27 protein-coding genes are annotated in these 23,200 nt (G+C 36.3%); 9 read left to right on the forward strand and 18 right to left on the reverse strand.

All coding sequences use genetic code 11. From position 1 onward, the window contains the following. Positions 1–25: 25 nt before the first annotated feature. Together V7108_RS05425 and V7108_RS05430 are read right to left on the reverse strand one after the other, a co-directional pair. Positions 26–1,231, reverse strand: coding sequence for an FtsW/RodA/SpoVE family cell cycle protein (locus V7108_RS05425; protein WP_335567509.1), 1,206 nt, complete (start codon positions 1,229–1,231; stop codon positions 26–28). A gap of 172 nt (positions 1,232–1,403) precedes the next feature. After that, the gene (locus V7108_RS05430) at positions 1,404–1,685 is read right to left on the reverse strand and encodes a YlaN family protein (protein WP_289340470.1); all 282 of its coding nucleotides are present in this window, start codon (positions 1,683–1,685) and stop codon (positions 1,404–1,406) included. A gap of 173 nt (positions 1,686–1,858) precedes the next feature. On the opposite strand from V7108_RS05430, the gene V7108_RS05435 reads away from it, so the two are divergent. Then, positions 1,859–2,356, forward strand: coding sequence for a peptidyl-prolyl cis-trans isomerase (locus V7108_RS05435; RefSeq protein WP_335510167.1), 498 nt, complete (start codon positions 1,859–1,861; stop codon positions 2,354–2,356). A gap of 257 nt (positions 2,357–2,613) precedes the next feature. On the opposite strand, the gene V7108_RS05440 is transcribed toward V7108_RS05435, so the two are convergent. After that, positions 2,614–3,942, reverse strand: coding sequence for a PhoH family protein (locus tag V7108_RS05440; protein ID WP_335510165.1), 1,329 nt, complete (start codon positions 3,940–3,942; stop codon positions 2,614–2,616). Between the two features lie 191 nt (positions 3,943–4,133). Between V7108_RS05440 and V7108_RS05445 the strand changes: the two genes are divergently transcribed. Then, the gene (locus V7108_RS05445; protein WP_335510164.1) at positions 4,134–4,718 is read left to right on the forward strand and encodes a YhcN/YlaJ family sporulation lipoprotein; all 585 of its coding nucleotides are present in this window, start codon (positions 4,134–4,136) and stop codon (positions 4,716–4,718) included. A gap of 19 nt (positions 4,719–4,737) precedes the next feature. Here V7108_RS05445 and V7108_RS05450 read toward each other — a convergent pair whose 3' ends face one another. Further along, a complete protein-coding gene (locus tag V7108_RS05450; protein ID WP_335510162.1) occupies positions 4,738–5,193 on the reverse strand; it encodes a pyridoxamine 5'-phosphate oxidase family protein in 456 nt (151 codons plus the stop codon). Positions 5,194–5,353: 160 nt separating this feature from the next. On the opposite strand from V7108_RS05450, the gene V7108_RS05455 reads away from it, so the two are divergent. Beyond that, entirely contained in the window at positions 5,354–5,554 is a 201-nt protein-coding gene (locus tag V7108_RS05455) for a YlaI family protein (RefSeq protein ID WP_335510160.1), read from the forward strand. Positions 5,555–5,585: 31 nt separating this feature from the next. On the opposite strand, the gene V7108_RS05460 is transcribed toward V7108_RS05455, so the two are convergent. The 3 genes from V7108_RS05460 to typA are packed head-to-tail and all read right to left on the reverse strand — an operon-like array spanning position 5,586 to position 8,075. Further along, positions 5,586–5,879 (reverse strand): hypothetical protein, encoded by a 294-nt coding sequence (locus V7108_RS05460; protein WP_335510158.1) that lies wholly within the window; start codon positions 5,877–5,879, stop codon positions 5,586–5,588. A 15-nt stretch (positions 5,880–5,894) separates the two neighbouring features. After that, positions 5,895–6,209: a YlaH-like family protein gene (locus V7108_RS05465; RefSeq protein ID WP_335510155.1), complete on the reverse strand. Its 315-nt coding sequence runs from the start codon at positions 6,207–6,209 to the stop codon at positions 5,895–5,897. Positions 6,210–6,236: 27 nt separating this feature from the next. Beyond that, the gene (gene typA, locus V7108_RS05470; RefSeq protein WP_335510153.1) at positions 6,237–8,075 is read right to left on the reverse strand and encodes a translational GTPase TypA; all 1,839 of its coding nucleotides are present in this window, start codon (positions 8,073–8,075) and stop codon (positions 6,237–6,239) included. Between the two features lie 176 nt (positions 8,076–8,251). Between typA and V7108_RS05475 the strand changes: the two genes are divergently transcribed. Then, positions 8,252–8,437, forward strand: coding sequence for a YlaF family protein (locus V7108_RS05475; RefSeq protein WP_335510151.1), 186 nt, complete (start codon positions 8,252–8,254; stop codon positions 8,435–8,437). Positions 8,438–8,465: 28 nt separating this feature from the next. Here the strand turns inward: V7108_RS05475 and V7108_RS05480 are convergent, their stop codons facing one another. Together V7108_RS05480 and V7108_RS05485 are read right to left on the reverse strand one after the other, a co-directional pair. Then, a complete protein-coding gene (locus tag V7108_RS05480) occupies positions 8,466–9,263 on the reverse strand; it encodes an inositol monophosphatase family protein (RefSeq protein WP_335510149.1) in 798 nt (265 codons plus the stop codon). Positions 9,264–9,510: 247 nt separating this feature from the next. Further along, a complete protein-coding gene (locus tag V7108_RS05485; RefSeq protein WP_335567510.1) occupies positions 9,511–9,705 on the reverse strand; it encodes a hypothetical protein in 195 nt (64 codons plus the stop codon). Positions 9,706–9,883: 178 nt separating this feature from the next. On the opposite strand from V7108_RS05485, the gene V7108_RS05490 reads away from it, so the two are divergent. Beyond that, the gene (locus V7108_RS05490; RefSeq protein WP_335567511.1) at positions 9,884–10,516 is read left to right on the forward strand and encodes a YktB family protein; all 633 of its coding nucleotides are present in this window, start codon (positions 9,884–9,886) and stop codon (positions 10,514–10,516) included. 29 nt (positions 10,517–10,545) lie between these two features. Here the strand turns inward: V7108_RS05490 and V7108_RS05495 are convergent, their stop codons facing one another. Both V7108_RS05495 and V7108_RS05500 read right to left on the reverse strand, forming a co-directional pair. Continuing rightward, positions 10,546–10,821 (reverse strand): UPF0223 family protein, encoded by a 276-nt coding sequence (locus V7108_RS05495; protein WP_335510145.1) that lies wholly within the window; start codon positions 10,819–10,821, stop codon positions 10,546–10,548. 191 nt (positions 10,822–11,012) lie between these two features. After that, on the reverse strand, positions 11,013–11,972 hold the full coding sequence (locus V7108_RS05500) for an NAD(P)H-dependent flavin oxidoreductase (RefSeq protein ID WP_335510143.1): 960 nt from the start codon (positions 11,970–11,972) through the stop codon (positions 11,013–11,015). Positions 11,973–12,176: 204 nt separating this feature from the next. Between V7108_RS05500 and V7108_RS05505 the strand changes: the two genes are divergently transcribed. Further along, positions 12,177–13,649 (forward strand): aminotransferase class I/II-fold pyridoxal phosphate-dependent enzyme, encoded by a 1,473-nt coding sequence (locus V7108_RS05505; RefSeq protein ID WP_335510141.1) that lies wholly within the window; start codon positions 12,177–12,179, stop codon positions 13,647–13,649. A gap of 48 nt (positions 13,650–13,697) precedes the next feature. Here the strand turns inward: V7108_RS05505 and V7108_RS05510 are convergent, their stop codons facing one another. After that, a complete protein-coding gene (locus tag V7108_RS05510; protein ID WP_335510139.1) occupies positions 13,698–13,820 on the reverse strand; it encodes a GapA-binding peptide SR1P in 123 nt (40 codons plus the stop codon). A 244-nt stretch (positions 13,821–14,064) separates the two neighbouring features. On the opposite strand from V7108_RS05510, the gene V7108_RS05515 reads away from it, so the two are divergent. Next, entirely contained in the window at positions 14,065–14,499 is a 435-nt protein-coding gene (locus tag V7108_RS05515) for a DUF1885 family protein (RefSeq protein ID WP_335510137.1), read from the forward strand. A 457-nt stretch (positions 14,500–14,956) separates the two neighbouring features. Here V7108_RS05515 and lpdA read toward each other — a convergent pair whose 3' ends face one another. From lpdA to V7108_RS05540, 5 genes are all read right to left on the reverse strand, one after another. Beyond that, a complete protein-coding gene (gene lpdA / locus V7108_RS05520) occupies positions 14,957–16,372 on the reverse strand; it encodes a dihydrolipoyl dehydrogenase (RefSeq protein WP_335510135.1) in 1,416 nt (471 codons plus the stop codon). Between the two features lie 3 nt (positions 16,373–16,375). Continuing rightward, the gene (locus tag V7108_RS05525; protein WP_335567578.1) at positions 16,376–17,680 is read right to left on the reverse strand and encodes a dihydrolipoamide acetyltransferase family protein; all 1,305 of its coding nucleotides are present in this window, start codon (positions 17,678–17,680) and stop codon (positions 16,376–16,378) included. Between the two features lie 122 nt (positions 17,681–17,802). Then, the gene (locus V7108_RS05530; RefSeq protein WP_335567512.1) at positions 17,803–18,780 is read right to left on the reverse strand and encodes an alpha-ketoacid dehydrogenase subunit beta; all 978 of its coding nucleotides are present in this window, start codon (positions 18,778–18,780) and stop codon (positions 17,803–17,805) included. A 3-nt stretch (positions 18,781–18,783) separates the two neighbouring features. Further along, positions 18,784–19,899: a pyruvate dehydrogenase (acetyl-transferring) E1 component subunit alpha gene (gene pdhA / locus V7108_RS05535; protein ID WP_335510131.1), complete on the reverse strand. Its 1,116-nt coding sequence runs from the start codon at positions 19,897–19,899 to the stop codon at positions 18,784–18,786. Positions 19,900–20,242: 343 nt separating this feature from the next. After that, complete coding sequence (locus tag V7108_RS05540) at positions 20,243–20,905, reverse strand: YkyA family protein (protein WP_335510129.1); 663 nt, start codon at positions 20,903–20,905, stop codon at positions 20,243–20,245. A gap of 185 nt (positions 20,906–21,090) precedes the next feature. Here V7108_RS05540 and def point away from each other — a divergent pair, with 185 nt between their 5' ends. Further along, positions 21,091–21,645 carry a peptide deformylase gene (gene def, locus V7108_RS05545; protein ID WP_335567513.1) on the forward strand — a complete coding sequence of 185 codons (555 nt, stop codon included), beginning with the start codon at positions 21,091–21,093 and terminating at the stop codon, positions 21,643–21,645. Positions 21,646–21,684: 39 nt separating this feature from the next. Here def and V7108_RS05550 read toward each other — a convergent pair whose 3' ends face one another. Beyond that, complete coding sequence (locus V7108_RS05550) at positions 21,685–22,455, reverse strand: Cof-type HAD-IIB family hydrolase (RefSeq protein WP_335567514.1); 771 nt, start codon at positions 22,453–22,455, stop codon at positions 21,685–21,687. A 531-nt stretch (positions 22,456–22,986) separates the two neighbouring features. Between V7108_RS05550 and V7108_RS05555 the strand changes: the two genes are divergently transcribed. Further along, positions 22,987–23,196 carry a DNA-dependent RNA polymerase subunit epsilon gene (locus tag V7108_RS05555; protein WP_335510250.1) on the forward strand — a complete coding sequence of 70 codons (210 nt, stop codon included), beginning with the start codon at positions 22,987–22,989 and terminating at the stop codon, positions 23,194–23,196. Positions 23,197–23,200 lie beyond the last annotated feature (4 nt).

Genomic DNA, 23,200 nt, shown 5'->3' on the forward strand with positions numbered 1-23,200 from the left:
CAGGGAACTATATTTTACCCTAGCGCTATGTTCGAAATTGATATACATTTCCATCTTGTTGTTTGACTGTTTCCCCTTTTTCTGCTTGCTTCTTTTTATATTTACTTTCATATTTCACAAACATCGAAACATTTACTAGAATACCAGCAGCAATTGATAATTGTAATAATGAAGATCCCCCATAGCTTACGAATGGTAATGGTACACCTGTCAGCGGCATAACACCTGAGATACCGGCTAAATTAATAAATGACTGTATCCCAATCATACTTGAAATACCTATGGCCAATAAACTGCCAAAAGGGTCTTTACAACGAAGTCCGAGATAAATACCACGTAAAACAATATAGGCTAGTGTAATAATGACGAAGCCAACACCCCATACACCTAATTCCTCTGCAATAACTGCCATAATAAAGTCAGTATGAGATTCAGGCAAATATCCCAATTTCTGAACACTTTTACCTAAGCCTAGACCATTTACACCGCCTGAGCCTATCGCAATATATGAGTTTGCCAGGTGGAATCCTGAATCCAATTCATCTTGAAATGGGTCACTCAAGACTTGAAATCGTTCCATACGTTTTTCTGAGAATATTTCATCTTGTAATACTAAAAAAACAGGTGAAATTAGAATCATAACAAGCAAAAGCAGTTTAGTAATATTTTTGAAATTCATACCTGAAGAGATAATAATCGTACTAGCAATTAAACCAATAATAAGTGCAGTACCAAAGTCTGGTTGAAAGGCAATTAATCCCAGAACAATTACTAGGTAAGCCAGTGGTGGCAAAACCCCGTGATTGAATTTGTTAATATATGCCTGTTTTTTTGCATATACAGCTGACAAATAAATGATTAATGATATTTTTACGAACTCTGCCGGCTGAATACTGATAAAGCCAAAATCATACCAGCTTTGCGCATTTCCTCTAACTTGTCCAAATGCGAAAAGGCCCATAAGACTCAGAATAGATAATCCAACCATCGGGAGTAAAAATTTAGTATTCTGCATAATTTTATATGGAAATAAAGCAATAAACAAAAAGATAACACCCGAGGCAATTAAATACAGCTTTTGTTTTTGATAAAAGTAATCACTTGGAACGTGATATCTTTGTACTGCCGATGCCATACTAGCACTATAAACCATCACTAATCCAAATAAAGCCAATAAGATAATTGCAATAATTAATGAGTAATCATAGGATTTTAAAATTTTTTTTAACATGTGATAACTTCCTCGTTTTTAAAATTGTAGTTATTGCTATTATAATAGAAAACGATACGAATTAGGTGAGGAAAAGTTACATTACTCCAATCTTTTGAATAGGAATATTCTGATAATGGAAATAGTTAATAAAAAACTCAAACAATTCTTCACCATTGTTTGAGTTCTTTAGCTATTTTCTAATGGATGCATCATGAAGCGCAGATAATTCTCTTTCTAATTTATCTAGAATCGCTTTACCATCCTTGACATCAATTAAGCCTAATCTAACAGCAAATTCTATTTCTCTTGATAAACCGAACATTTGCGTATCCAATACCTCTTCATATAGCGGGCATTGAGGCATCGTGAGATTTTCCATTTGCACCTTAATAAGCTTTAATATTTTTTCAGCGTCTGCCTGTAATAAGGCATAAGCTTTTTCCTGATGATTTACAATCATTTCAGACGCCAACATTGATCCCCCCATTCAGAGCGATAACCCAACTTATCTATAAATTTTACCTTTTACTACAGAAAAATGCAAGAACAATAACGAGCGGGGTTATGGTTTCAGCATATTCCTTATATGACATCCACTCTATTTCACGTTATACTTTAATAGACATGAACTGGAGGAATGAATGGATGGAAAACATAATAATACTATCAGGTAAGGTTAAATATACGATTACTCTTGATCCTACTGTTTGGATTTTTGACGATCGGAAAATTGATTTGAATACTTACTTCTCTACAACTAATGAAAAATCAGATGAACTTGAGAAATATACAAAATCGATTTCAAAACACTGGGACCGTGAAATAATGGAAGGTGCGATCTACCCGCCAACCTTAAAAACGGAGAAGAAATACGAGAAAGAAAAGATGTTAACTGGAAGTTTCGGTATTCCATTTCAGCCATTTATAAAAAATGCAGAACCGGACGAAAATGCTTCTAGTTTAATCATTAGAACAGCTTCATCAGAACATGAAATATCACTTGATATCGCAAAGGATCTAATTCTTGGTTTTTCAGTATCCGGGAAACCACTTTCTGAAGACGGACCTGTCCACGTTTATTATGGAGATGGTTCTAACCAACAAAACCCAATTAAATCTGTTAGAGAATTTATTATTAAATAAGGCTCTTTTCTTATACTTTGTTGCTTATATTAATAAAATTTAATGATTGTGCTAATTTTCTGCAGAAAATTCCATAAATATAATAAGAAAAGAGCCTGCAATCTAAATTCTAATACGCAAAATATCTAATTCACGTTAAAATCGGCTTTAGGATTTTAACAACAATCATTATTACAAACACAACCTTAAATAGGAAACAACGGGTGCCAGTATGGTACCCGTTTCTGCGTATTATCTTATATAGGATCATCCTCGGTTTACAGTAAGTCTGCAGCTAACCTTGCTAAACCAGACCGCTCCCCTTTTAAAAGCTTAACATGTCCTGAAATAACTTGGTCCTTAAAACGTTCGACTACATAGGTTAAACCATTATTGTAGGCGTCTAGGTATGGATGATCGATTTGTTCTGGGTCCCCCATTAAAACAATCTTACTTCCCTCGCCTACCCGAGTTAAAATTGTCTTTACCTCATGTTTAGTTAAATTTTGCGCTTCATCAATAATGATAAATTGCTTTGGCAAACTTCTTCCGCGAATATAGGTTAGTGCTTCTACCTCTATTGATCCCATCCCCGCTAGGATTGCGTCTAATTCACCAGGTTTTTTTGTGTTAAAAAGATATTCAAGATTATCAAAAATAGGCTGCATCCATGGTCTTAGTTTTTCCTGTTTCTCACCAGGCAAATACCCTAAATCCTTACCGACAGGTACAATCGGTCTTGCTACTAACAACTTTTTAAACTCTCTGAAGTCTTCTGTTTGCATTAAACCAGCTGCCAAAGCAAGAAGGGTTTTACCTGTTCCAGCTTTACCTATTAAGGTTATTAGTGGTATGTCCTTCCGCAGTAATAACTCAATTGCCATAGTTTGCTGGACATTTCTTGGGTGAATCCCCCAGACATGATCCTGATTAATCGCAAGTTTTTTTACAATTTTCCTTCCTTTATCCACCATTCCTAATGCTGAAGCTGAACCTCCCAGTGCATCTTTCATAATTAGAAATTGATTTGGATAGAAAGAATATTTTCCAATTTCAGTTAAAGGCAATTCTCCTTTTTCATAAAAAGCCCCTAGCAGCTCACCAGTTAAATATACTTCCAAAAAGCCGGTGTAAATATGGTCAATTTCAACCACCCTGTCGCTCAAAAAATCCTCTGCTGTTAACCCTATTGCGTCAGCCTTTACTCTGACCAATGCATCCTTGCTAACAAGAATTACAGGCTTTCCATTTTCCTTCAGTTGTTCTTCTGTTGATAAATTTTTTGCTACTGCAAGAATTCGATTATCATTTGTTTTCTCAACAAAAATTTCCTGCAATTCATGAAATGCACGATGATTAAGCTCAATTCTAACCGTTCCACCATTTTCTAGAGGAATCTTTTCATGAAGCTTTCCTGCTGCTCTTAATCCATCAATTAATCTTGATACATGGCGTGCATTTCTTCCTATTTCATCCATGTACCTCTTCTTTGAGTCCACTTCTTCAAGGACAACTGCAGGAATGACTACTTCATTATCTTCGAAAGAAAATATGGAATACGGGTCTTGTAATAAGACATTTGTATCTAACACGTATATTTTACTCAAAGCGACGCCTCCACTTTTTCTAGTTGATTAGGTTAGTTAATGGGGTTGGACTAACACATTGCTAGATAGGACTTTGGTAAAATATATGTTTGTTCGAATAAAGATAGAAGGATTTCCGCACAATAATTGTAAGTTGAATATAGCTAACGTATAAATCGCACAGACAACTCTTTTTGGAGGTGGATCTTTAAATGAAAAAGCTTTTGATATTTACAACCTTAGTATTAGTCTTAACAGCTTGTAACAACACAAACAATGCTCAAAACAATGAGAAGCAATCATTAGTTAAAGTTAAGAACAGTAATATTGAGAATGTCGACCGGAAAACTGGTCAGGAAATTTCCAAACGCTTGGTTGAGCTTGCCACCAGTATTCCAAATGTTAATGATGCAACAGCTGTAGTAATAGGAAGGTATGCGATAGTTGGAATTGATGTAAATTCAAAGATTGAACGTTCTCAAGTCGGAACCATAAAGTATTCAGTAGCTGAAAGTCTAAAAGAAGACCCGTATGGAGCGCGAGCCATTGTCGTAGCTGATGCAGATACAAATCAGCGATTAAAAGAAATTTCAGCAGACATCCAAAAAGGAAGACCGATACAAGGAATTATGGAGGAACTCGCGGACGTTGCAGGCAGATTAATGCCCGAAATACCAGGGGATATCATAGACCCAAATCCTAAGAATGCTCCAGAAGAACCAAAGAAAGAACTACCTAATGACCAAAAGAAAAGCCTAGAGAAAGACCAGGAAGACCAATCGAACCATTATAAATAAAAGCCTAGTCCATCATGGACTAAGCTTTTTTCATTGATTCCATTACTTGCTTATCTAACCTGGCAGCTGCATTTTTATCATAGGTTTTGTCATACTGGGGCTCAGTAACAATTTTAGAACCATAGAACATTACGTCCCTAACCTCACCGATTTTTATTTCTACTAATGCCAGCTTTAAAGGAACATCTTGAAGTCTTTCTTCTTTTAAAGTCGCATTTCCCTGTATGGAATATGTAGATTCATTTGCAATTAAATTGATTACCACATTACTATTTTGTGTAATATTTTGAATAATTCTTGATTTATTATCAACAGCAAAATAGATGGTTTCTTCATCTTTCGCTAATACCCAAGAGATTGCACTTACATTCGGACCACCAGTTTCAAAATCCACTGTTGCTAATGTTACAAACCTTTCTTTTTGTAACTCATCAAATAATGGCTTAATGAGTTTTGGTTCTACTTGATTCGCCATCTTTACATCCCCTTCATTCTATTCCTGTTAAAAAACAGATATTCTCATAGTACTATTATCTGTTTTTTTCAGCAACTTAATCAGATTGATTTAACAGTATCTATATTTGCATGATATACTAGGTATAATAAAGCAAGACTAGAATTGACTGGGGTGCATTATGAGAGTAAAATGCGTTATCTGTGATAAAATTGAATCGATAGAAGATGAATCGTTTATAGCAAAACGGCTCCGAAATCGTCCTATCCATACATATATGTGTCAAGACTGCAGCAGTAGAATTTCCGAAAAGACCAAAGCGAGAATTGAAACTGGAAACTTTAGATTATATCGAACGCAGTCTGAAAAGGATGAATGGTAAAAAAACAACATGCCGATGGGCATGTTGTTTTTTAATCTTCAAATGGAAAGTTACAATATTTATCTGGCTCTTGATTAATTTGGTTGAGCATAACCTCGATTAGTTCACGGGGAAACCGTGTCTTCTTTGATTCCCCTTCGTGAATATAGGAAACATAATACATCACTTCATCAGTAGTAACTTCAACGTTTGTAAGATGTTGTTCATCCTTAATGATCCCATCAAAAAGGTCTAATGTTTCTCTTGCGGCCGTATCCTCAGGTCGTGCGTCACAAACAATCTTAATCGAAAGCCAATTATAAAGTGCATCCTGTACCGATCGCATGTTTATTATCCCCCGTTACTTTGCTTCAGTTTGCTGCTTTTTAGACTGATGCAGGCGAATTTTGTAAATAATCAAAATTAATGCCGCCACAACCAGTCCCTCTGTTATTGGTAAAAAAATTCCTAGCGCAGTTAAGATCGTACATCCTGCCGCTAAAAAGATATAAATCATGATTGATTTTGCGATTGGCAGCTTCTGAGCAAAGCCAAGTTTATAAACCAATATGGATAGAGCTACAATCGTTAAATAAAGCAGCCACATTCCCATTTTTGGATTTTCGGTTACGTTGTAGAGAGCTGGAAAAAAAGAAAGCCGGTCCGCCACATTCACTCCTATTACCTCCCCCGAAAAAAGATATTAGCTTAATTCTGCAACTTTTTTCTTTTTGGCCATTCTTTCTCGTTCATTTTTATCTAAGATTTTCTTACGTAAGCGGATAGACTCCGGTGTAACTTCACAATATTCATCTTCGTTTAGATACTCCAGAGCCTCCTCTAATGTCATGATTCTTGGTTTTTTAATAACGGAAGTTTGGTCTTTGTTCGCTGAACGAATGTTTGTTGCTTGCTTTACCTTTGTGATATTGACGGTAATATCATTTTCACGGGTGTGTTCGCCAACAATCATTCCTTCATAAATTTCAGTCCCAGGTTCGACGAAAATTGTTCCACGATCCTCAACATTCATAATACCATAAGTAGAAGCTTTTCCTGATTCCATTGATACTAGCACACCTTGACGTCTTCCTCCTACTTGGCCTTGAACCATTGGCTGGTAGCTGTCAAATGTGTGATTAATAATTCCATAACCACGAGTCATTGTTAAGAATTCTGTGGTGTAGCCTATTAGTCCACGTGCTGGGACATTAAAGATTAATCTTACTTGGCCAGAGCCATTATTAATCATATCAATCATTTCACCTTTTCGTGCACCAATTGATTCCATTATGGAACCTGTATGCTCTTCAGGTACATCAATTTGAACCCTTTCAATTGGCTCACAACGGACACCATCAATTTCTTTAACAATAACTTCAGGCTTAGAAACTTGAAGCTCATAGCCTTCACGGCGCATGTTTTCAATTAAAATGGATAAATGCAGCTCACCACGTCCTGAAACAATCCATGCATCCGGAGAATCAGTATTTTCAACACGTAAGCTTACATCTGTTTGCAGTTGAGCGAGCAGTCTTTCCTCAATTTTTCTAGAAGTTAAGTACTTACCTTCTCTACCTGCAAATGGGCTGTTATTTACAACAAAGGTCATTTGTAATGTTGGTTCATCAATTCTTAGGATTGGCAATGCTTCCTGATGTTCAATTGGACAAACTGTTTCACCAACATTAATATCTTCCATCCCTGAAACAGCAATTAAATCACCAGCAACTGCTTCTTGAATTTCCTGACGTTTTAATCCAAAGAAACCAAAGATTTTTGTTACACGGAATTGTTTTACAGAACCATCTATTTTCATTAATGAAACCTGCTGTCCAACATGCATTTTCCCGCGAAATACGCGACCAATTCCGATTCTGCCTACGTAATCATTATAATCAAGAAGTGCTACTTGAAATTGAAGAGGCTCATCGCGATTGTCAATTGGTGCTGGTATGTTTTCTACGATAGAATCATAAAGACATTGCATGTTTTCTTCTTGTTTTTCTGGATCAGTACTAGCTGTCCCATTAATTCCTGAGGCATAAATAACTGGGAATTCAAGCTGTTCTTCATTCGCATCAAGCTCAATAAATAAATCAATTACTTCATCAACTACTTCTAATGGACGAGCAAAGTCACGGTCAATTTTATTAACAACCACTATTGGAGTTAAATTTTGCTCTAATGCCTTTTTTAGCACAAAACGGGTTTGTGGCATTGTTCCTTCATATGCATCAACAACGAGTAAAACACCATCAACCATTTTCATGATACGTTCAACCTCGCCGCCAAAATCAGCATGTCCAGGTGTATCTAAAATATTGATTCGTTTATCCTTATATTGAATCGCTGTATTTTTAGCGAGAATCGTTATTCCGCGTTCTCTTTCAATATCGCCTGAATCCATTGCACGTTCCTCAACGTGCTCGTTTGTACGAAATGTTCCAGACTGCTTTAATAATTGGTCAACCAAAGTCGTTTTCCCGTGGTCAACGTGTGCGATGATCGCTATGTTACGAATATCTTCTCTAATTTTCAAGTAATTCACTCCTGCCTCTATTTCAAAAATTTAAGCTATTTATAGTTTCCCATATACGGCTAAAGTATTATACCACATTAATGATGGAAAACTAAACGCATTTTATGTAGAATAAAACTATAAAAAATATTACCATAACGATTACTCTATTTAAAAAACAAAGGGGACAGAGCAAAATGAAGCAAATTAAATGGATTTTTGTCGTTTACGCGATACTAGCTGCATTCAGCATTATGGGCATAGGAGTTGCGATTGGAGAAGAAAGTATTTTAGGGATAGTTGGCTGCATTATTGCAGTAATGGCAGTAATGGGATTAGGATTTAAAACAAAAGCAAAGCTACGTGCAAAAGGTGAGATGTAAAAAAGAAGCCTCGTTTTGGCTTCTTTTTTTACCATTTTCCTTCTTTAAGATAATCGTTTAATATGGTTTGATGCAATCCTGGCTTGGCTGTAAGCAATGAATCTTGTGATAGAAAGTCAAGCTTCTCTCCTCTTAAATTCGTTACCACACCACCTAATTCATTAATTATTACTGCACCTGCAGCTACATCCCAAGGCGACAACCTCATAGAAATATAAGCATCTACTCTGCCAGTTGCCACAAATACCATTTCAAGTGCAGCTGTACCATATGACCTTGTCCCTCTCGCGTCTCTGACTAGGGGGATAATGAGGTTATGGTCAATTCGGCGATTTTCCATTACCCAAGTAGCATTTAAAGCTATGATTGATTCCTTAACAGTCTTCTTGCTCAAAGAAGGCAGCTGCATGTCGTTCATAAAAGCACCTTTGCCATCAATGGCATGATATAGTTCGCCATGAACAACATCATAAATAATTCCAATTTTCCCTATTCCCTTTTCATAAACTGCAAGGGATATGGCAAAATTTCTTTGTTGGTGAATAAAATTCATCGTTCCATCTATGGGGTCAATGATCCATACTACACCGTCAAGATCACTAACTGCATCGCCAAACCCCTCTTCACCTAAAATTCTATGATTTGAAAAAGTTCCTCTGATTTTACCTATAAAAAATTGTTCAATTTCTTTGTCAATATTCGTTACCAAATCGTTAGGATCGGATTTGGTTTGAATATTTAATGTTTTATTGAAAGAATCTCGGATTTTATCTCCAGCTTCCATTACCCATTGCTTGGCATGAAGATCAATGTATTCCCAGTCCATGTCTTCCCTCCAAATTCTTATCTATGTTCATTATATGTAAAAGATTAGCCAACTATCTCAAGCTTAAACAAATAAATGATAGCCATCAACTTTTAGACAACCCTTTTACCGTTTTTCTTATAAGAATGGCTCACTGTCGGGCAAAACAATAAACGAACTCTCTACATCCTCACAGAGTTCGTTTTATAATTTCAATTTACTTTTCTGTATTTTCATTCTATATAGAATCCCCTTTGAAAGAAATTTATCAAAGAGCCTTTAGTTTTACTAACTCTTGGCGGATTTTTTCTAATTTTTGTTTACATTCCTTCATTTTCTTCTCATTTTTTTCCTCAATGGCTTCAAATAGCGTTGCAAGCTCATAATCCATTTCTAAACGTAAATAAGCAGTTCTTTCTTTCTCTCCAACTTTTTTTAGTGAAGTATTCATTAGTTGTTTCATTTCGGCTTTCTCCTTTCATTTGTTATTTAATTTTTCTGACTATTTTTAGTAATATAATATGAACCAGCATGTAAGGTTGCAACAAATTTGTGCGTTAACCTATATAAGCATGTTGTTTCTTGATCGTTTGCTTGTATGCTACAATTAATGACAAATGCTGCAATTGGGGGAAGTAGAAATGGAGTTTAACGGCTTTGAAAATGGAGATTTCAATGTTTTTAAAATAGATGGTTTAGAGGCAAGGATGGAAGCTTTGATTGATAATATCCGACCTAAATTAGATATTCTAGGACAATATTTTACACCGGCATTAACAACATTAACTGGTGATGAAATGTTTGCTCATGTGGCAAAACACGCAAGAAGAACGATCAACCCGCCAAAAGATACTTGGGTTGCCTTTGCAAATAATCCCCGTGGGTATAAAATGCTTCCACATTTTCAAATAGGACTTTGGGAAACCCATTTATTTATATGGTTTGCAGTCATTTATGAGGCACCAAAAAAACAGGAAATGGCTGCAAGATTTACAAAAAAAATAACCAAAATTTATAAAGAAATCCCGAAAGAATTCGTTTGGTCAGTGGATCATATGAAGCCCAATTCCGTACAGCATGGAGACCTATCTAAAGAAGAATTAAAAAACATGTTTGAACGATTGGGAACGGTAAAGAAAGCCGAATTATTATGTGGATATGAAATTGACAGGGAAACAGTAACAAAAATGGATCCAGAGGAGTTCCTGCAGCTAGTAGATCATGTATTTAAAAAAGTTGCACCTTTATATAAAATTGCACAAAATAGTAAATAAAAAACTCTGAACAAAAGTTCGGAGTTTTTTTATTGTTTCATCATGATGTTATCTCCAGACGAAAGGTCTTTCGCTTTTTTTATCACCCTGTATGATGAATAGCCACTTATGTCTTCAAACTCACCACAAAGGGTTTTCTCTTCCGCTTTACTCGGAACGATTTCCTTAAAACGGCGATAAATGGTCAAGAGTTCGTCACGCTCTATTCCTTTTTCATAAGCCCTTTCAATTGCCTCATAGAATTTAATAACGTCGACAATTTCATCTGTTGTCCAATGATAATCTATCGGGTATTGATATTCCAAATTTTCACCTGCTTATTTTAGTTACTTAACGGCTCTTTTCTTAAACTTTCCTACTTTTTTGAACAAAATTTAATAAGAAAAGAGCCTGCAAACTGTATTCTTAAGAGCAAAATATATTTTGGCACGTTAAAATCGGCTTTAAGATTTTAACAACAATCTTTTTAAAACAGCCTGCTATATGTATAATACCCTTATTTTGCCCATTTTTCACGAATTTGTTCTGCATCACTAATCATTCGATGAAATAACTGAGAAACTGTAGGTACATCTTTAATTAGTCCCATTACCTGTCCTGCCCACGCAAAACCTTCGTCTTCTATTCCATCATAAATATATCGCTTGTTGGCGATTCCGCTGATGTATTCCTTCAACTGTTCGTAATTCCCATTTTCTTTTTCAATTTCAAGAATATTTTCTGTCCATTTATTTGCAATAGCACGAGCCGGACTCCCTAGTGTACGTTTAATTACTACTGTATTTAATTCGGAGCCTTCAACTAATCTTTTTTTATATAATTTACTCGCATGGACACACTCTCTAGTTGCAATAAATCGTGTCCCCATTTCAATTCCCTCTGCTCCTAGACAAAGTGCTGCCATTAACCCTCGGCCATCTCCAATACCACCTGAAGCTATTACCGGTATAGAAACTGCATCAACTACCTGTGGGATTAATACCATGGTTCCAATATCATCCCTTCCTAAGTGTCCACCACCTTCTTGTCCTACAACCATAACTGCATCAGCACCAAGCTCTTCCGCCTTCTCAGCTTGCCTCCTAGCAGCTACAAGAACTAATTTTTTTATTGAGGTACCTTTTAACTGTTCAAAGATTGCTGCAGGATTCCCTCCTGTCATTGATACTACAGGGACATCTTCATCAATTGCTACTTGAAGCATTTCTTCAAAGGGTCTGTTATGCTGTCCAATTGCGTAATTAACACCAAATGGTTTATTTGTCAGCATTTTAACTTTTCTTATTTCCTCTCGAAGCTGAGACGGATTATCAAGGGACATGGCTGTAATCTGACCAAGGCCGCCAGCATTGGATACAGCTGCAGCAAGCTCAGAATAAGCTAGATAAGCTAACCCTCCCTGAATAATTGGATACTTTATATTAAGTACTTCAGTTACTCTCGTCTGCCAATTCAACAAAACCCCTCCTAAATTATTGTTACCATCTTATTTCTCCACCAAAGGTTAAATTTCCTGTTTTAAAGGGAAACTAACATAACATGTTAAAAGCTGGTTCACCAAAGATAAAAAATTCTATGCAAGCAAAATAATTAGTGCTATAATTCATTTGTTTTGAATTTATATAAATGCATTTTGTAAATAAAGAGGTGTGGAAATAAATTGTCTCAAAATCAAACACCGTTATTCAGCGGTTTATTAGAACATGCGAAGAAAAATCCAGTACAATTTCATATTCCTGGTCATAAAAAAGGAGTTGGAATTGACCCTGATTTTCGAAATTTTATTGGTGATAATGCATTATCGATTGATTTAATTAATATTGGTCCGCTTGACGATCTCCATCAGCCCAAAGGCATCATTAAACAAGCACAAGATTTAGCAGCTGAGGCATTTGGTGCAGATAGAACCTTCTTTTCTGTTCAAGGAACAAGTGGAGCTATTATTGCAATGATTATGGCCGTGTGTGGACCTGAAGACAAAATAATTGTCCCTAGAAATGTTCATAAATCTATTATGTCAGCCATTGTCTTCTCAGGGGCCATCCCGGTTTTCATTCATCCGGAAATAGATAAGGATTTAGGTATTTCACATGGTATTACGATTGATTCAGTTGAAAAAGCTCTTACACAGCATCCTGATGCAAAAGCAATCTTAGTGATAAACCCTACCTATTTCGGAATTTCCGCTGATTTAAAAAAGATTGTAGAACTAGCGCATTCCCATAATGTCCCTGTATTAGTGGATGAAGCCCATGGAGTTCATATTCATTTTCATGATGAACTGCCGCTCTCAGCCATGCAGGCAGGTGCGGATATGGCTGCCACCAGCGTTCATAAGCTTGGCGGCTCAATGACACAAAGCTCTATTCTAAATGTAAAAGAGGGTCTAGTCTCTGCCAAACACGTTCAAGCCATTCTAAGTATGCTGACTACCACCTCAACCTCCTATTTATTACTTGCTTCCCTAGATGTTGCAAGAAAACAATTAGCAACAAAAGGGAAAGAATTAATTGATAAAACAATAAATCTGGCGCAAATGATTCGTAAAAGAATTAATGAAATCGATCATTTATATTGCGTTGGAGAAGAGATTCTAGGTTCAAAGGCAACATTCGATTATGATCCAACAAAATTGATTATTTCAGTTAAGGAATTAGGTTTAACTGGATATGAAGTCGAAAAATGGTTAAGAGAAAGACATAATATTGAAGTAGAAATGTCAGACTTATACAACATACTTTGTATCGTAACAATTGGTGATACAGATCGAGAAGCAGAATTATTAGTTAATGCCTTAAAGGAACTTGCGGAGGAGCAAGAACACCGGGAAGAAAAAATCGAACCGATTCAAGTTTTATTACCAGAAATCCCTATTCTTGCATTAACACCAAGAGACGCATTCTATGCTGAAACAGAAGTGATCCCTTTTGATGAATCTGAGGGTAGGATTATTGCAGAGTTTATTATGGTATACCCGCCTGGAATACCGATATTTATACCTGGTGAAATTATCACAAAAGAAAACCTTCATTATATTAAAGAAAATGTTGAGGCCGGATTGCCTGTTCAGGGACCAGAAGATGAAGAAATCAAAAACATCCGGGTAATTAAGGAATATAAGGCTATAAAATAAAAATACAGGATTCCCTTGAGGAATCCTGTTTCTATTTAGAAAATTTTTTTATACTTCTTCTTCGGAATGATGACCATCGCAGCAATTACATCTTGAATAGAGAACTGTTACTTTTTCATCTTCAAAATGATCAATTGTTGAGTCACAGGCTTGGCAAACGATTGTACCCATCTTTTCAATCCCCTTTTCATTATGAAATGTGCATTACTTTGAAAGCGTATTATTGTTGTTAATTTAATAATAATATAACACATTATATATTTCAAGCCTAAATTGTATGTCACATTTAATTATTTTTCACACATTAAAGATCTTATTAGCTAAAACCTCATCTGTATATCTAATTGTTGTCAAATTTGATTTTACAATGCTAGAATAAGAGAGATAATAAATGTAACGAATAGGGGGGCTAATGATGGCTGAAAACGCATTCATTAAACTAGTTCCTTCATCTGCAAAACAAACGATTACTGTGGACGAAGTAAAGGAACTCTTTTATTATTATAAAGATATTACTGGAAAAACAGGTAATCAAGTGGATTGGGAATATGGTGAAAATGCATTTCCATATGAAATCATGGAAAAGAATGAAGCAAAAGGAAAATGGTTTTATTTGAGTTCCACTAACGATAGGTATTTTGCTATTTTAATCGGTGTCGATAAGGAAAAGGTACGTGATGAAGATGGTACTGAAAGAATTCAAACATACATACAGGTTACCCTTCCAGAACAGTCAACGTTTGGGGATAAAGGGAAAGCAAATGAATTCTGTAAATTTCTAGCTAAGAAGCTGCAAGGTGAACTTCATCTTTTCAACGAACGTATCATGTATTATTATCCAAGGAAATAATATCTTCTGACTCCCATCCTGGGAGTTTTTTTAATGGGTAATTAGAACAAGTGTATAATGAATCGACGTATAGATCACAAGACTTAAGGAGGTTATAAAAAGTGTTTTCCCCGTTGAGTTGGTGATTTTGTTACAAAGTACAAAGGCTAAATAGAAAAAGACAAAAAACATTATTACTTTGTATAATAGTTGGTCATGCTTTGATAACCATTCAATTAGAGTAAAAGCACTCCAAATGATTAATTGCAATATTATAATAATGTATACCCGCATTATTCATCACCACTTAAGAACATTTTTGAAATTAATAACTAGCATTGTTTTAAATATATGAATAAAATGGGTAGATATATTATTTTTTTAAAAAAAGGCTGTGTTTAAACTTGGCTGTTGATTTGCCTTAACACAGCATCAAAAAAAGTCCTTTCCAATTAAGTACGGAAAGGACTTTTTTTTTCTATTTCAATACATGGATAGGAGTACCAAGTGCCACTTCAGCAGCCTCCATGGTAATTTCTCCTAATGTTGGATGAGCATGGATAGTCAATGCTAAATCTTCGACTGTCATTCCAGCTTCAATTGCCAACCCTAGTTCAGCAATCATATCAGATGCGCTTGCACCAGCAATTTGGGCACCGATTATGACTCCATCTTCTTTACGTGAAACTAATTTAACAAAACCATCTGCGCTGTCAAGTGAAAGAGCACGTCCATTTGCTGCAAATGGGAATTTTGCGGAACTAGCATCAATTCCTTCTTCTTTTGCTTGCGCTTCAGTATAACCAACGCTCGCAAGTTCTGGATCTGAGAATACTACTGCAGGAATACCTAGGTAGTCGATAGCAGCATTATGACCTGCAATCGCCTCCGCAGCGATTTTCCCTTCATACGATGCTTTGTGAGCTAATTGAGGACCTGCCACAACATCACCGATCGCATAAATATTCGAAACACTAGTACGACACTGCTTGTCAATCTCGATAATTCCACGATCTGTAAGCTTTACACCAACTTGTTCAAGACCCATTTCGTCTGTATTTGGTCGGCGTCCAACCATAACAAATACGTAATCAGCCTCAATTTTCTTTTCTTCGCCTTTAACTTCAAATGTGACAACAACACCATTTTCAGTTTCTTCTACACCTTTAGCCATAGCCTTTGTATAGAATTCAGCGCCTTTTTTCTTCATGGTTTTCTTAACAAGTGCAGCCATTTGCTTTTCAAATACGCCAAGACCCAAGATCTCATCTGCACCTTCAAGAATCGTTACTTGTGTACCAAAGTTTGCATAGGCACCGCCAAGCTCGATTCCGATAACACCGCCGCCAATAACAACGATTTTTTCAGGAAGTTCTTGTAAATTTAGGGCGCCAGTTGAATTAAGAATTCGTTTTGAGTATTTAAAAGTTGGCAGCTCGATTGGCCGAGAACCTGAAGCAATAATCGCATGTTTGAAATTGTATGTTTGTGCAGAGTTTTCACCGATTACTCGTAATGAATTCCCGTCCACAAAGTATGCTTCACCACGAACGATTTCTACCTTATTTCCTTTTAATAAGCCTTCTACGCCACCAGTTAACTTTTTCACGATTCCAGCTTTCCATTCTTGAACCTTTGAGAAATCAACTGTTACATTTTCAGCTTTAATTCCGAATGAATCGGAGTGTTTTGCTACTTCGTAACGATGACCAGCAGCAATTACAGCCTTTGACGGGATACAACCTACATTCAAACAAACGCCGCCAATATATTCTTTTTCTACAATCGTCACCTTTTGACCTAACTGGGCTGCACGAATTGCAGCCACGTAACCGCCAGGACCAGCACCGATGACTATAGTATCTGTATCAATTGCAAAATCTCCTACTACCATTTGTTACGCCTCCATTAACAATAGTTCTGGATCGTTCAATAATCTCTTAATGTGATTTAATGCATTTTGAGCTGTCGCTCCATCAATCATTCTGTGGTCAAAACTTAATGACAATGCTAATACAGGAGCTGCCACAATTTCACCATCACGTACGATTGGTTTTTCTGCAATTCTTCCTACACCAAGTATTGCTACTTCTGGATGGTTAATAACAGGTGTAAACCATTGGCCGCCAGCTGAACCAATATTCGAAATCGTGCAAGACGCACCCTTCATTTCATTAGGAGCAAGCTTGCCATCACGTGCTTTTCCAGCTAATTCATTGATTTCATTTGAAATTGAGAATACTGATTTGCGATCAGAATCTTTAACAACCGGAACCAATAAGCCTTTTTCCGTGTCAGCTGCAATTCCAATATTATAGTAATGCTTATGGATAATTTCACTTGTAGCGTCATCAAGTGATGTATTTAGCGCAGGGAACTCGCGTAATGCACTTGTTAATGCTTTTACGATATATGGTAAGAATGTTAACTTAATGCCCTTAGCTGCAGCCACTTCTTTGAATTTTTTACGGTGTGTAACAAGTTTGGTTACATCCACTTCATCCATGAGCGTTACGTGTGGTGCAGTATGTTTTGAATTAACCATTGCTTTTGCAATTGCTTTTCGAATTCCACTCATTTTTTCTCGCGTTTCAGGATATTCTCCTTGTGGAATTTGGGCAGTTGCAGGTGCTGCTTCTTCCGCTGGAGCTGCTGTTGCTTGTGGTGCCGTAACTGCAGCACCGCCGCTTAAGAATGCATCAATATCGTTTTTCACGATCCGTCCGTTTTTACCAGAACCTGGAACTTGTGTGATTTCCACACCTTTATCACGAGCATATTTACGAACAGATGGCATCGCAATAATTTTACGGTTAGGGTCTACTACTCCTTGTCCTTGTGGTTCTGTAACGCCGATTCCATATGCAGGTGGAGCTGGCGGTGGTGTGGCTGGAGTTTCTTGAGCTGCTGGTGCAGGTGCAGCTTCTTGCTTCGGTGCTTCCTCAGCATGGTCGTCACCTTTGAATTGCAGGTTTTCATAACCTGGAGCATCAAATGTTACTAGTACCTGTCCAACTGTTGCAACTGTTCCTTCTGCTACTAAAACTTCTGTTACTGTACCTTCAACAGGTGAAGGAATCTCTACAACTGCTTTGTCATTTTGTATTTCGCAAAGTACGTCATCTTCCTGGACTTTATCGCCTGGCTTAATGAACCATTTAACAATCTCGCCTTCATGAATACCTTCACCAATGTCAGGCATTTTAAATTGGAATGTGGTTGCTGTTGCGCTCACTGGGATTCATCCTCCTATTTTTGCATAAATTTCTACCGATCTAGATAAGAAAATAAAAGGGAAACAGTCCTACTATTTCCCAACTTATATTAGAATGTTAATACTTTTTTCGCTGTTTCAATAATGTCTTTATAGTTTGGAAGCCATACCGCTTCAGCCTGTGGGAATGGGTAAATCGTATCAGGTGCTGCTACACGCAAAACCGGTGCTTCTAAGCTTAAAATAGCACGATCATTAATTTCAGCTACAACGTTGGCACCTACACCAGCTTGCTTTTGTGCTTCTTGAACAACAATGGCACGGCCTGTTTTTTCAACAGAAGTAATAATCGTTTCGATGTCAATCGGACTGACTGTACGTAAATCAATAACTTCAGCAGAGAATCCTTCTTTTTCCAGCTCTTCAGCAGCTTTTAAGGACTCATGAACCATTGCACCGTAAGTAATGATGGAAATATCTGTACCTTCACGTTTTACATCAGCTTTCCCAAGTGGAATCGTATATTCACCTTCAGGAACTTCTTGACGGAAAGAACGGTATAATTTCATATGCTCAAGGAAAATAACTGGATCATTATCACGAATAGATGAGATAAGCAGACCTTTGGCATCGTATGGTGTTGATGGTATAACCACCTTTAAACCTGGCTGTTGTGCCATTAAGCCTTCTAAGCTGTCAGCGTGCATATCTGGTGTATGTACGCCTCCTCCGAATGGTGAACGGAATGTGATCGGAGCACTGAATTTCCCGCCCGTACGGTAACGAAGACGAGCTGCTTGTCCGGAAATAGAATCCATTACTTCATAAACGAACCCAAAGAATTGGATTTCTGGAACGGGACGGAAGCCTTGCAGGGCTAGACCTATCGCCAAACCACCGATTCCTGATTCTGCTAAAGGTGTATCAAATACACGATCCTCGCCAAATTCATTTTGCAATCCTTCAGTTGCACGGAACACACCGCCGTTTACACCAACATCTTCACCAAAAACTAAAACATTGGGATCATTTTTTAATTCCACACGCATTGCATCTGTAATTGCTTGAATCATTGTCATTTGAGCCATGACTTACTTCGACTCCTTTGCTGAATAAATTTCATATTGCTCTTTTAAGCTGTCTGGCATGTCGGTATACGTAATGTTCATTAGATCCGTTACCTTTTGCTTAGGAGCAGCATCTGCCTTTTTAAGCGCCTCTTTAATTTCTTCTTTTGCTTGTTCGATCACTTCGTTTTCTTTTTCCTCATTCCATAAGCCTTTCTTTTCAAGGAATTTACGGAAACGTACAAGCGGATCTTTCTTTTCCCATTCGTTATCCAGCTCAGCTGTACGATAACGTGTAGGATCATCTCCAGCCATCGTATGTGGGCCATACCTATATGTTAAAGTTTCTATAAATGTTGGTCCTTCACCGTTAATTGCACGCTCACGAGCATCTTTAACTGCTGCATACACTGCTAATGGATCCATACCATCTACCTGGATACCAGGGATACCGGCAGCCACTGCCTTTTGAGCAAGTGTTTTAGCAGCAGTTTGCTTATCAACAGGGGTTGAAATGGCAAAACGATTGTTTTGAGCAATAAAGATTGCTGGTGCTTTGTATGCACCTGCAAAGTTCATACCTTCATAGAAATCACCTTGAGAAGTTCCGCCATCACCTGTATATGTAAGCGCAACAGCCTTAACTCCACGTTTTTTAAATCCTAGCGCAACACCAGCTGTTTGAACGTACTGTGCACCAATAATAATTTGTGGAATAGCAACATTAACTCCCTCAGGAATTTGTCCGCCTTCAAAATGTCCTCTGGACCATAAAAACGCTTGGTATAAAGGAAGACCATGCCAGACAATCGGTGGCACATCACGATATCCAGGTAAAATGAAGTCTTCTTTTTCAAGAGCAAATTGAGAAGCTAACTGAGAAGCTTCCTGCCCTGCTGTTGGTGCATAGAAACCAAGACGTCCTTGACGATTTAACGAAATAGAACGTTGGTCTAGAATACGTGTATAAACCATACGGCGCATTAATTCCTGCAGTTGGTCATCACTTATATTTGGCATAGCTGCTTCATTTACAACTTCGCCTTCTTCATTTAAAATTTGAAGCGTTGTAAATTGATCTTCTACTACTTCAAGTACTTTCTTAGCATCGACTTGAGCGTTCTGAGTTTTAGAAGCCATTCGTCACATCTTCCTTTCTTCCATTACAAAAATGTAAAATAAATTCCTCATATTAGATTACCCAAAACCCTAAAACAACATGAAGGATAAAATTCCCTTTTAGTCTGTTGTTCTGTACCATTTTTTCTAAAAAAATTAATAGTACAATAAATAATTCCATATTGAGTTTACATCAACAACATTAACTCGTCAAATACTATGTTTTATTATTTTACAACATGAATATATAATTAACTTATCATCAATAAATCATTTCTGTATCACTACCCACTCTCCCCTGTTATATTAAAATACCTTTGATTTTCTGCAAAAAAAACCAGCCATTGCAGGCCGATTTTTACTATCATTTTTCAAGTTTAAGTCCTGCCTCTTCATAATACTCTAGTTTCAACTTATTATATTGTGTAGTTAGTTTATTAAATTCTTCATTGGCCTCAGAAACATCTTTATACGTAGTATTTAATTCCGTTACCTGAGATTCAAGATTCTCAAAAGTTATATTTTTATCTTTTAACATTATATATAATTCTTTATCTAATTCTAAAGCATGGGTATATTCTTGAGAAAGTTGGTTATGAACTTTGTATCGAAGGGTCATAATTTCAAATAATTCTTCAGCTTTTCTCTTTTGTTGAGTATCTTTTATTTTACTCTTTATTTCTTCTGCTTCTTTAAATTCCGTTTTTGAAGCTTGAATACTATCGACTTCTTTTTGTAAATGTTCTCGTCTTTTTTCATTTATTAAAAGTGCTTCTTCAGAAAGCTTCACAATTTCATCATGCTGTTTTAAACCGATAGACATAATCTGATTATACATTTCCTTTTCTTGCTTTTCTAAAGCTGCAAGTGGCTGTTGCTGCTCTTCAAATTCCTTCTCTGCTTCGACAACTTTTTCTAAAACTTGATACATTTCTTCAGCTGGCCTCTCCTTTTTAACACAGCCAGTTAACAAGGAAACACCTGCAAAAACGGATAAAACGACGAGACTAATTCTACTAATAGACAAGTGGCAACCCCCTAACTGATTACAATTCTTACTATATCTATACTTTATATTCTTGACAATAACTGTTTGAAATTATCTTTAAACAACTGTGAAGAATGATTATTCTCCAATTAACTTTTCTGGAATAGTCTGATAGACTATTGAGTATCAATATCTTTAGTTTATAAACAGGAGTGAATGGAATCATGTTAATGATGGATGATATCATTCGAGACGGCCATCCGACACTTAGAAAAGTAGCAGCAGAAGTATCAATGCCGCCATCGGAAGAAGATAGAGAAATCCTAAAAAGTCTTTTAGAATATGTACAAAATAGCCAAGACCCTGAACTTTCCTCAAAATATAAATTACGTCCTGGAATCGGGTTAGCTGCACCACAAATTAATGTTTCAAAGCGGATGATTGCTGTTCACCTCCTTGATGACAAAGGTAACTTAATTAGCTACGCATTATATAATCCAAAAATTGTCAGTCATTCTGTTGAAAAAGCTTACCTTGTTTCAGGAGAAGGCTGTCTTTCAGTGGATGAAAATTTCCCAGGATTCGTGGAACGATTTGCTCGAATTACAGTAAAAGGCATTTCCTTGGAAGGAGAAGAAGTTAAACTCCGATTAAAAGGACTTCCAGCAATTTGTTTTCAACATGAAATTGATCATTTAAACGGAATTATGTTTTATGATCATATTAACAAACAAGATCCGTTCAAACCAATTGAAGGTGCAATCGCAATAGAGCGATAGAAATAGCGGTAGAGCTCTTAAGCTCTACCGCTATTTTCATTAGATTAACTGTAATTCTTTTAACCCATTCCAAATTCCATTTTGGGAAACATCAGAAGTAACTAAATCAGCAAGTGCTTTTGCCTCAGAAACCGCATTGCCCATTGCAACACCTGTTCCAACGGCTTTCAGCATTTCTAAATCATTCATGCCATCACCGAATGCATAAACGTCCTTCAAATCAAACCCCAGCCTATCAATCATTTGCTTTATTCCCTCCGCTTTTGAACCACCTTTTGGTAATACATCGACGGAATAGGGATGCCATCTAATAAAATCAAATTCAGGAAATTTCTCAAAATATTGTTTTTCTTCATCTTGGCTGCAGAAAAGTAAGGACTGATATATTTCCTTATCGATATAAAAAGATGCATCTTCCTCCGGATGGGGAAATAAAAGGCTCCCCAAACTTGTCTCAATATAAGAATGGTATTCAGTCGTCGCCTTCATCGTGGATTCGTTCATAAATATTAAGGGATGATCATTAGCATTCGTAACATGGAGGAATTTGTTTAACTCTGATTGATTTAACGGATTTCTATAAATCGCTTCATTTTCGAATACTACATATTGACCATTAAAACTTACAAAAGAATCAACATCTAATTCTTTCTTCAAATTTAAGAACATGAAAGGTGCTCTTCCAGTTGCAATTGCGACGAACACACCATTCTCCTTTAATATACGAATTGCCTTTTTTGTACTTGCTGGGAGCTGTTTTTCATGGTCAAGCAAAGTTCCATCTATATCAAAAAAAACTATTTTCTTCATAATAATTCTAACTCCTCTTTACGGTTTTATCATTTATTTCACTATTCAATAATTTTCTCAAATAAACACTAACATAACAGGAATAAATGTCAATTTATTAAACTTTCACACTTCTTCCATGTTTATCCATGATAGAATTCTTGTTTATACCATATAATATCAGTATAAAAAGCTTATTTTTAAAAAAATCTTTAATAAATCTACATGGCTTGCTTTACATTGGACAAGGATCGTTTAAAATAGTAAGTAAGGAGATGATCCACTATGTTAAAGAAGCTAAGAAAGAAGCTTTTAAAACAGTGGAAAGATTTATTACGAAAAAAATCGATTGCCTAACAACACTTTTTTCGAGCCCTTCAAACTTGCGAAGGGCTCCTTCCTTATTGTAAATTGATTATCAGTGTATTTTTTACATATTTTTTCTATAGTTCCAAGTGTTTACTTTCTAGGTGAAAAGTGAATTTAAATGAAAAAAATGTAATTATTTTATATAATAGAAAAAGTCATGATCGATTAAGGAGCGAATGAATTATGGTATTTAAAGTTTATTTTCAGGAAACAAACAAGGAAGTTCCTGTAAGAGAAAAAACAAAGGTTCTTTTTGTGGAAGGAGAATCTGTAAGGGATGTTAGAAAAAAAATAAATGACCGTGGCTATAACGTTGAATTTGTACAAGCAGTAACAGGAGCATATTTAGAATACGAGCAACAAAATGAAGATTATAAAGTATTGGAGATTTGATAAT

The sequence above is a fragment of the Neobacillus vireti genome (assembly GCF_036962345.1).
Lineage (GTDB): Bacteria > Bacillota > Bacilli > Bacillales > Cytobacillaceae > Neobacillus > Neobacillus vireti_A.

Excerpts from the sequence above, each read along its gene's own strand:
- V7108_RS05425 (WP_335567509.1), bottom strand. The coding sequence starts at position 1,231 with ATGTTAAAAAAAATTTTAAAATCCTATGATTACTCATTAATTATTGCA.
- V7108_RS05435 (WP_335510167.1), top strand. The coding sequence starts at position 1,859 with ATGGAAAACATAATAATACTATCAGGTAAGGTTAAATATACGATTACT.
- V7108_RS05445 (WP_335510164.1), top strand. The coding sequence starts at position 4,134 with ATGAAAAAGCTTTTGATATTTACAACCTTAGTATTAGTCTTAACAGCT.
- V7108_RS05450 (WP_335510162.1), bottom strand. The coding sequence starts at position 5,193 with ATGGCGAATCAAGTAGAACCAAAACTCATTAAGCCATTATTTGATGAG.
- V7108_RS05455 (WP_335510160.1), top strand. The coding sequence starts at position 5,354 with ATGAGAGTAAAATGCGTTATCTGTGATAAAATTGAATCGATAGAAGAT.
- V7108_RS05460 (WP_335510158.1), bottom strand. The coding sequence starts at position 5,879 with ATGCGATCGGTACAGGATGCACTTTATAATTGGCTTTCGATTAAGATT.
- V7108_RS05475 (WP_335510151.1), top strand. The coding sequence starts at position 8,252 with ATGAAGCAAATTAAATGGATTTTTGTCGTTTACGCGATACTAGCTGCA.
- V7108_RS05480 (WP_335510149.1), bottom strand. The coding sequence starts at position 9,263 with ATGGACTGGGAATACATTGATCTTCATGCCAAGCAATGGGTAATGGAA.
- V7108_RS05485 (WP_335567510.1), bottom strand. The coding sequence starts at position 9,705 with ATGAAACAACTAATGAATACTTCACTAAAAAAAGTTGGAGAGAAAGAA.
- V7108_RS05490 (WP_335567511.1), top strand. The coding sequence starts at position 9,884 with ATGGAGTTTAACGGCTTTGAAAATGGAGATTTCAATGTTTTTAAAATA.
- V7108_RS05510 (WP_335510139.1), bottom strand. The coding sequence starts at position 13,820 with ATGGGTACAATCGTTTGCCAAGCCTGTGACTCAACAATTGATCATTTT.
- V7108_RS05515 (WP_335510137.1), top strand. The coding sequence starts at position 14,065 with ATGGCTGAAAACGCATTCATTAAACTAGTTCCTTCATCTGCAAAACAA.
- lpdA (WP_335510135.1), bottom strand. The coding sequence starts at position 16,372 with ATGGTAGTAGGAGATTTTGCAATTGATACAGATACTATAGTCATCGGT.
- V7108_RS05525 (WP_335567578.1), bottom strand. The coding sequence starts at position 17,680 with ATGCCTGACATTGGTGAAGGTATTCATGAAGGCGAGATTGTTAAATGG.
- V7108_RS05530 (WP_335567512.1), bottom strand. The coding sequence starts at position 18,780 with ATGGCTCAAATGACAATGATTCAAGCAATTACAGATGCAATGCGTGTG.
- pdhA (WP_335510131.1), bottom strand. The coding sequence starts at position 19,899 with ATGGCTTCTAAAACTCAGAACGCTCAAGTCGATGCTAAGAAAGTACTT.
- def (WP_335567513.1), top strand. The coding sequence starts at position 21,091 with ATGTTAATGATGGATGATATCATTCGAGACGGCCATCCGACACTTAGA.
- V7108_RS05550 (WP_335567514.1), bottom strand. The coding sequence starts at position 22,455 with ATGAAGAAAATAGTTTTTTTTGATATAGATGGAACTTTGCTTGACCAT.
- V7108_RS05555 (WP_335510250.1), top strand. The coding sequence starts at position 22,987 with ATGGTATTTAAAGTTTATTTTCAGGAAACAAACAAGGAAGTTCCTGTA.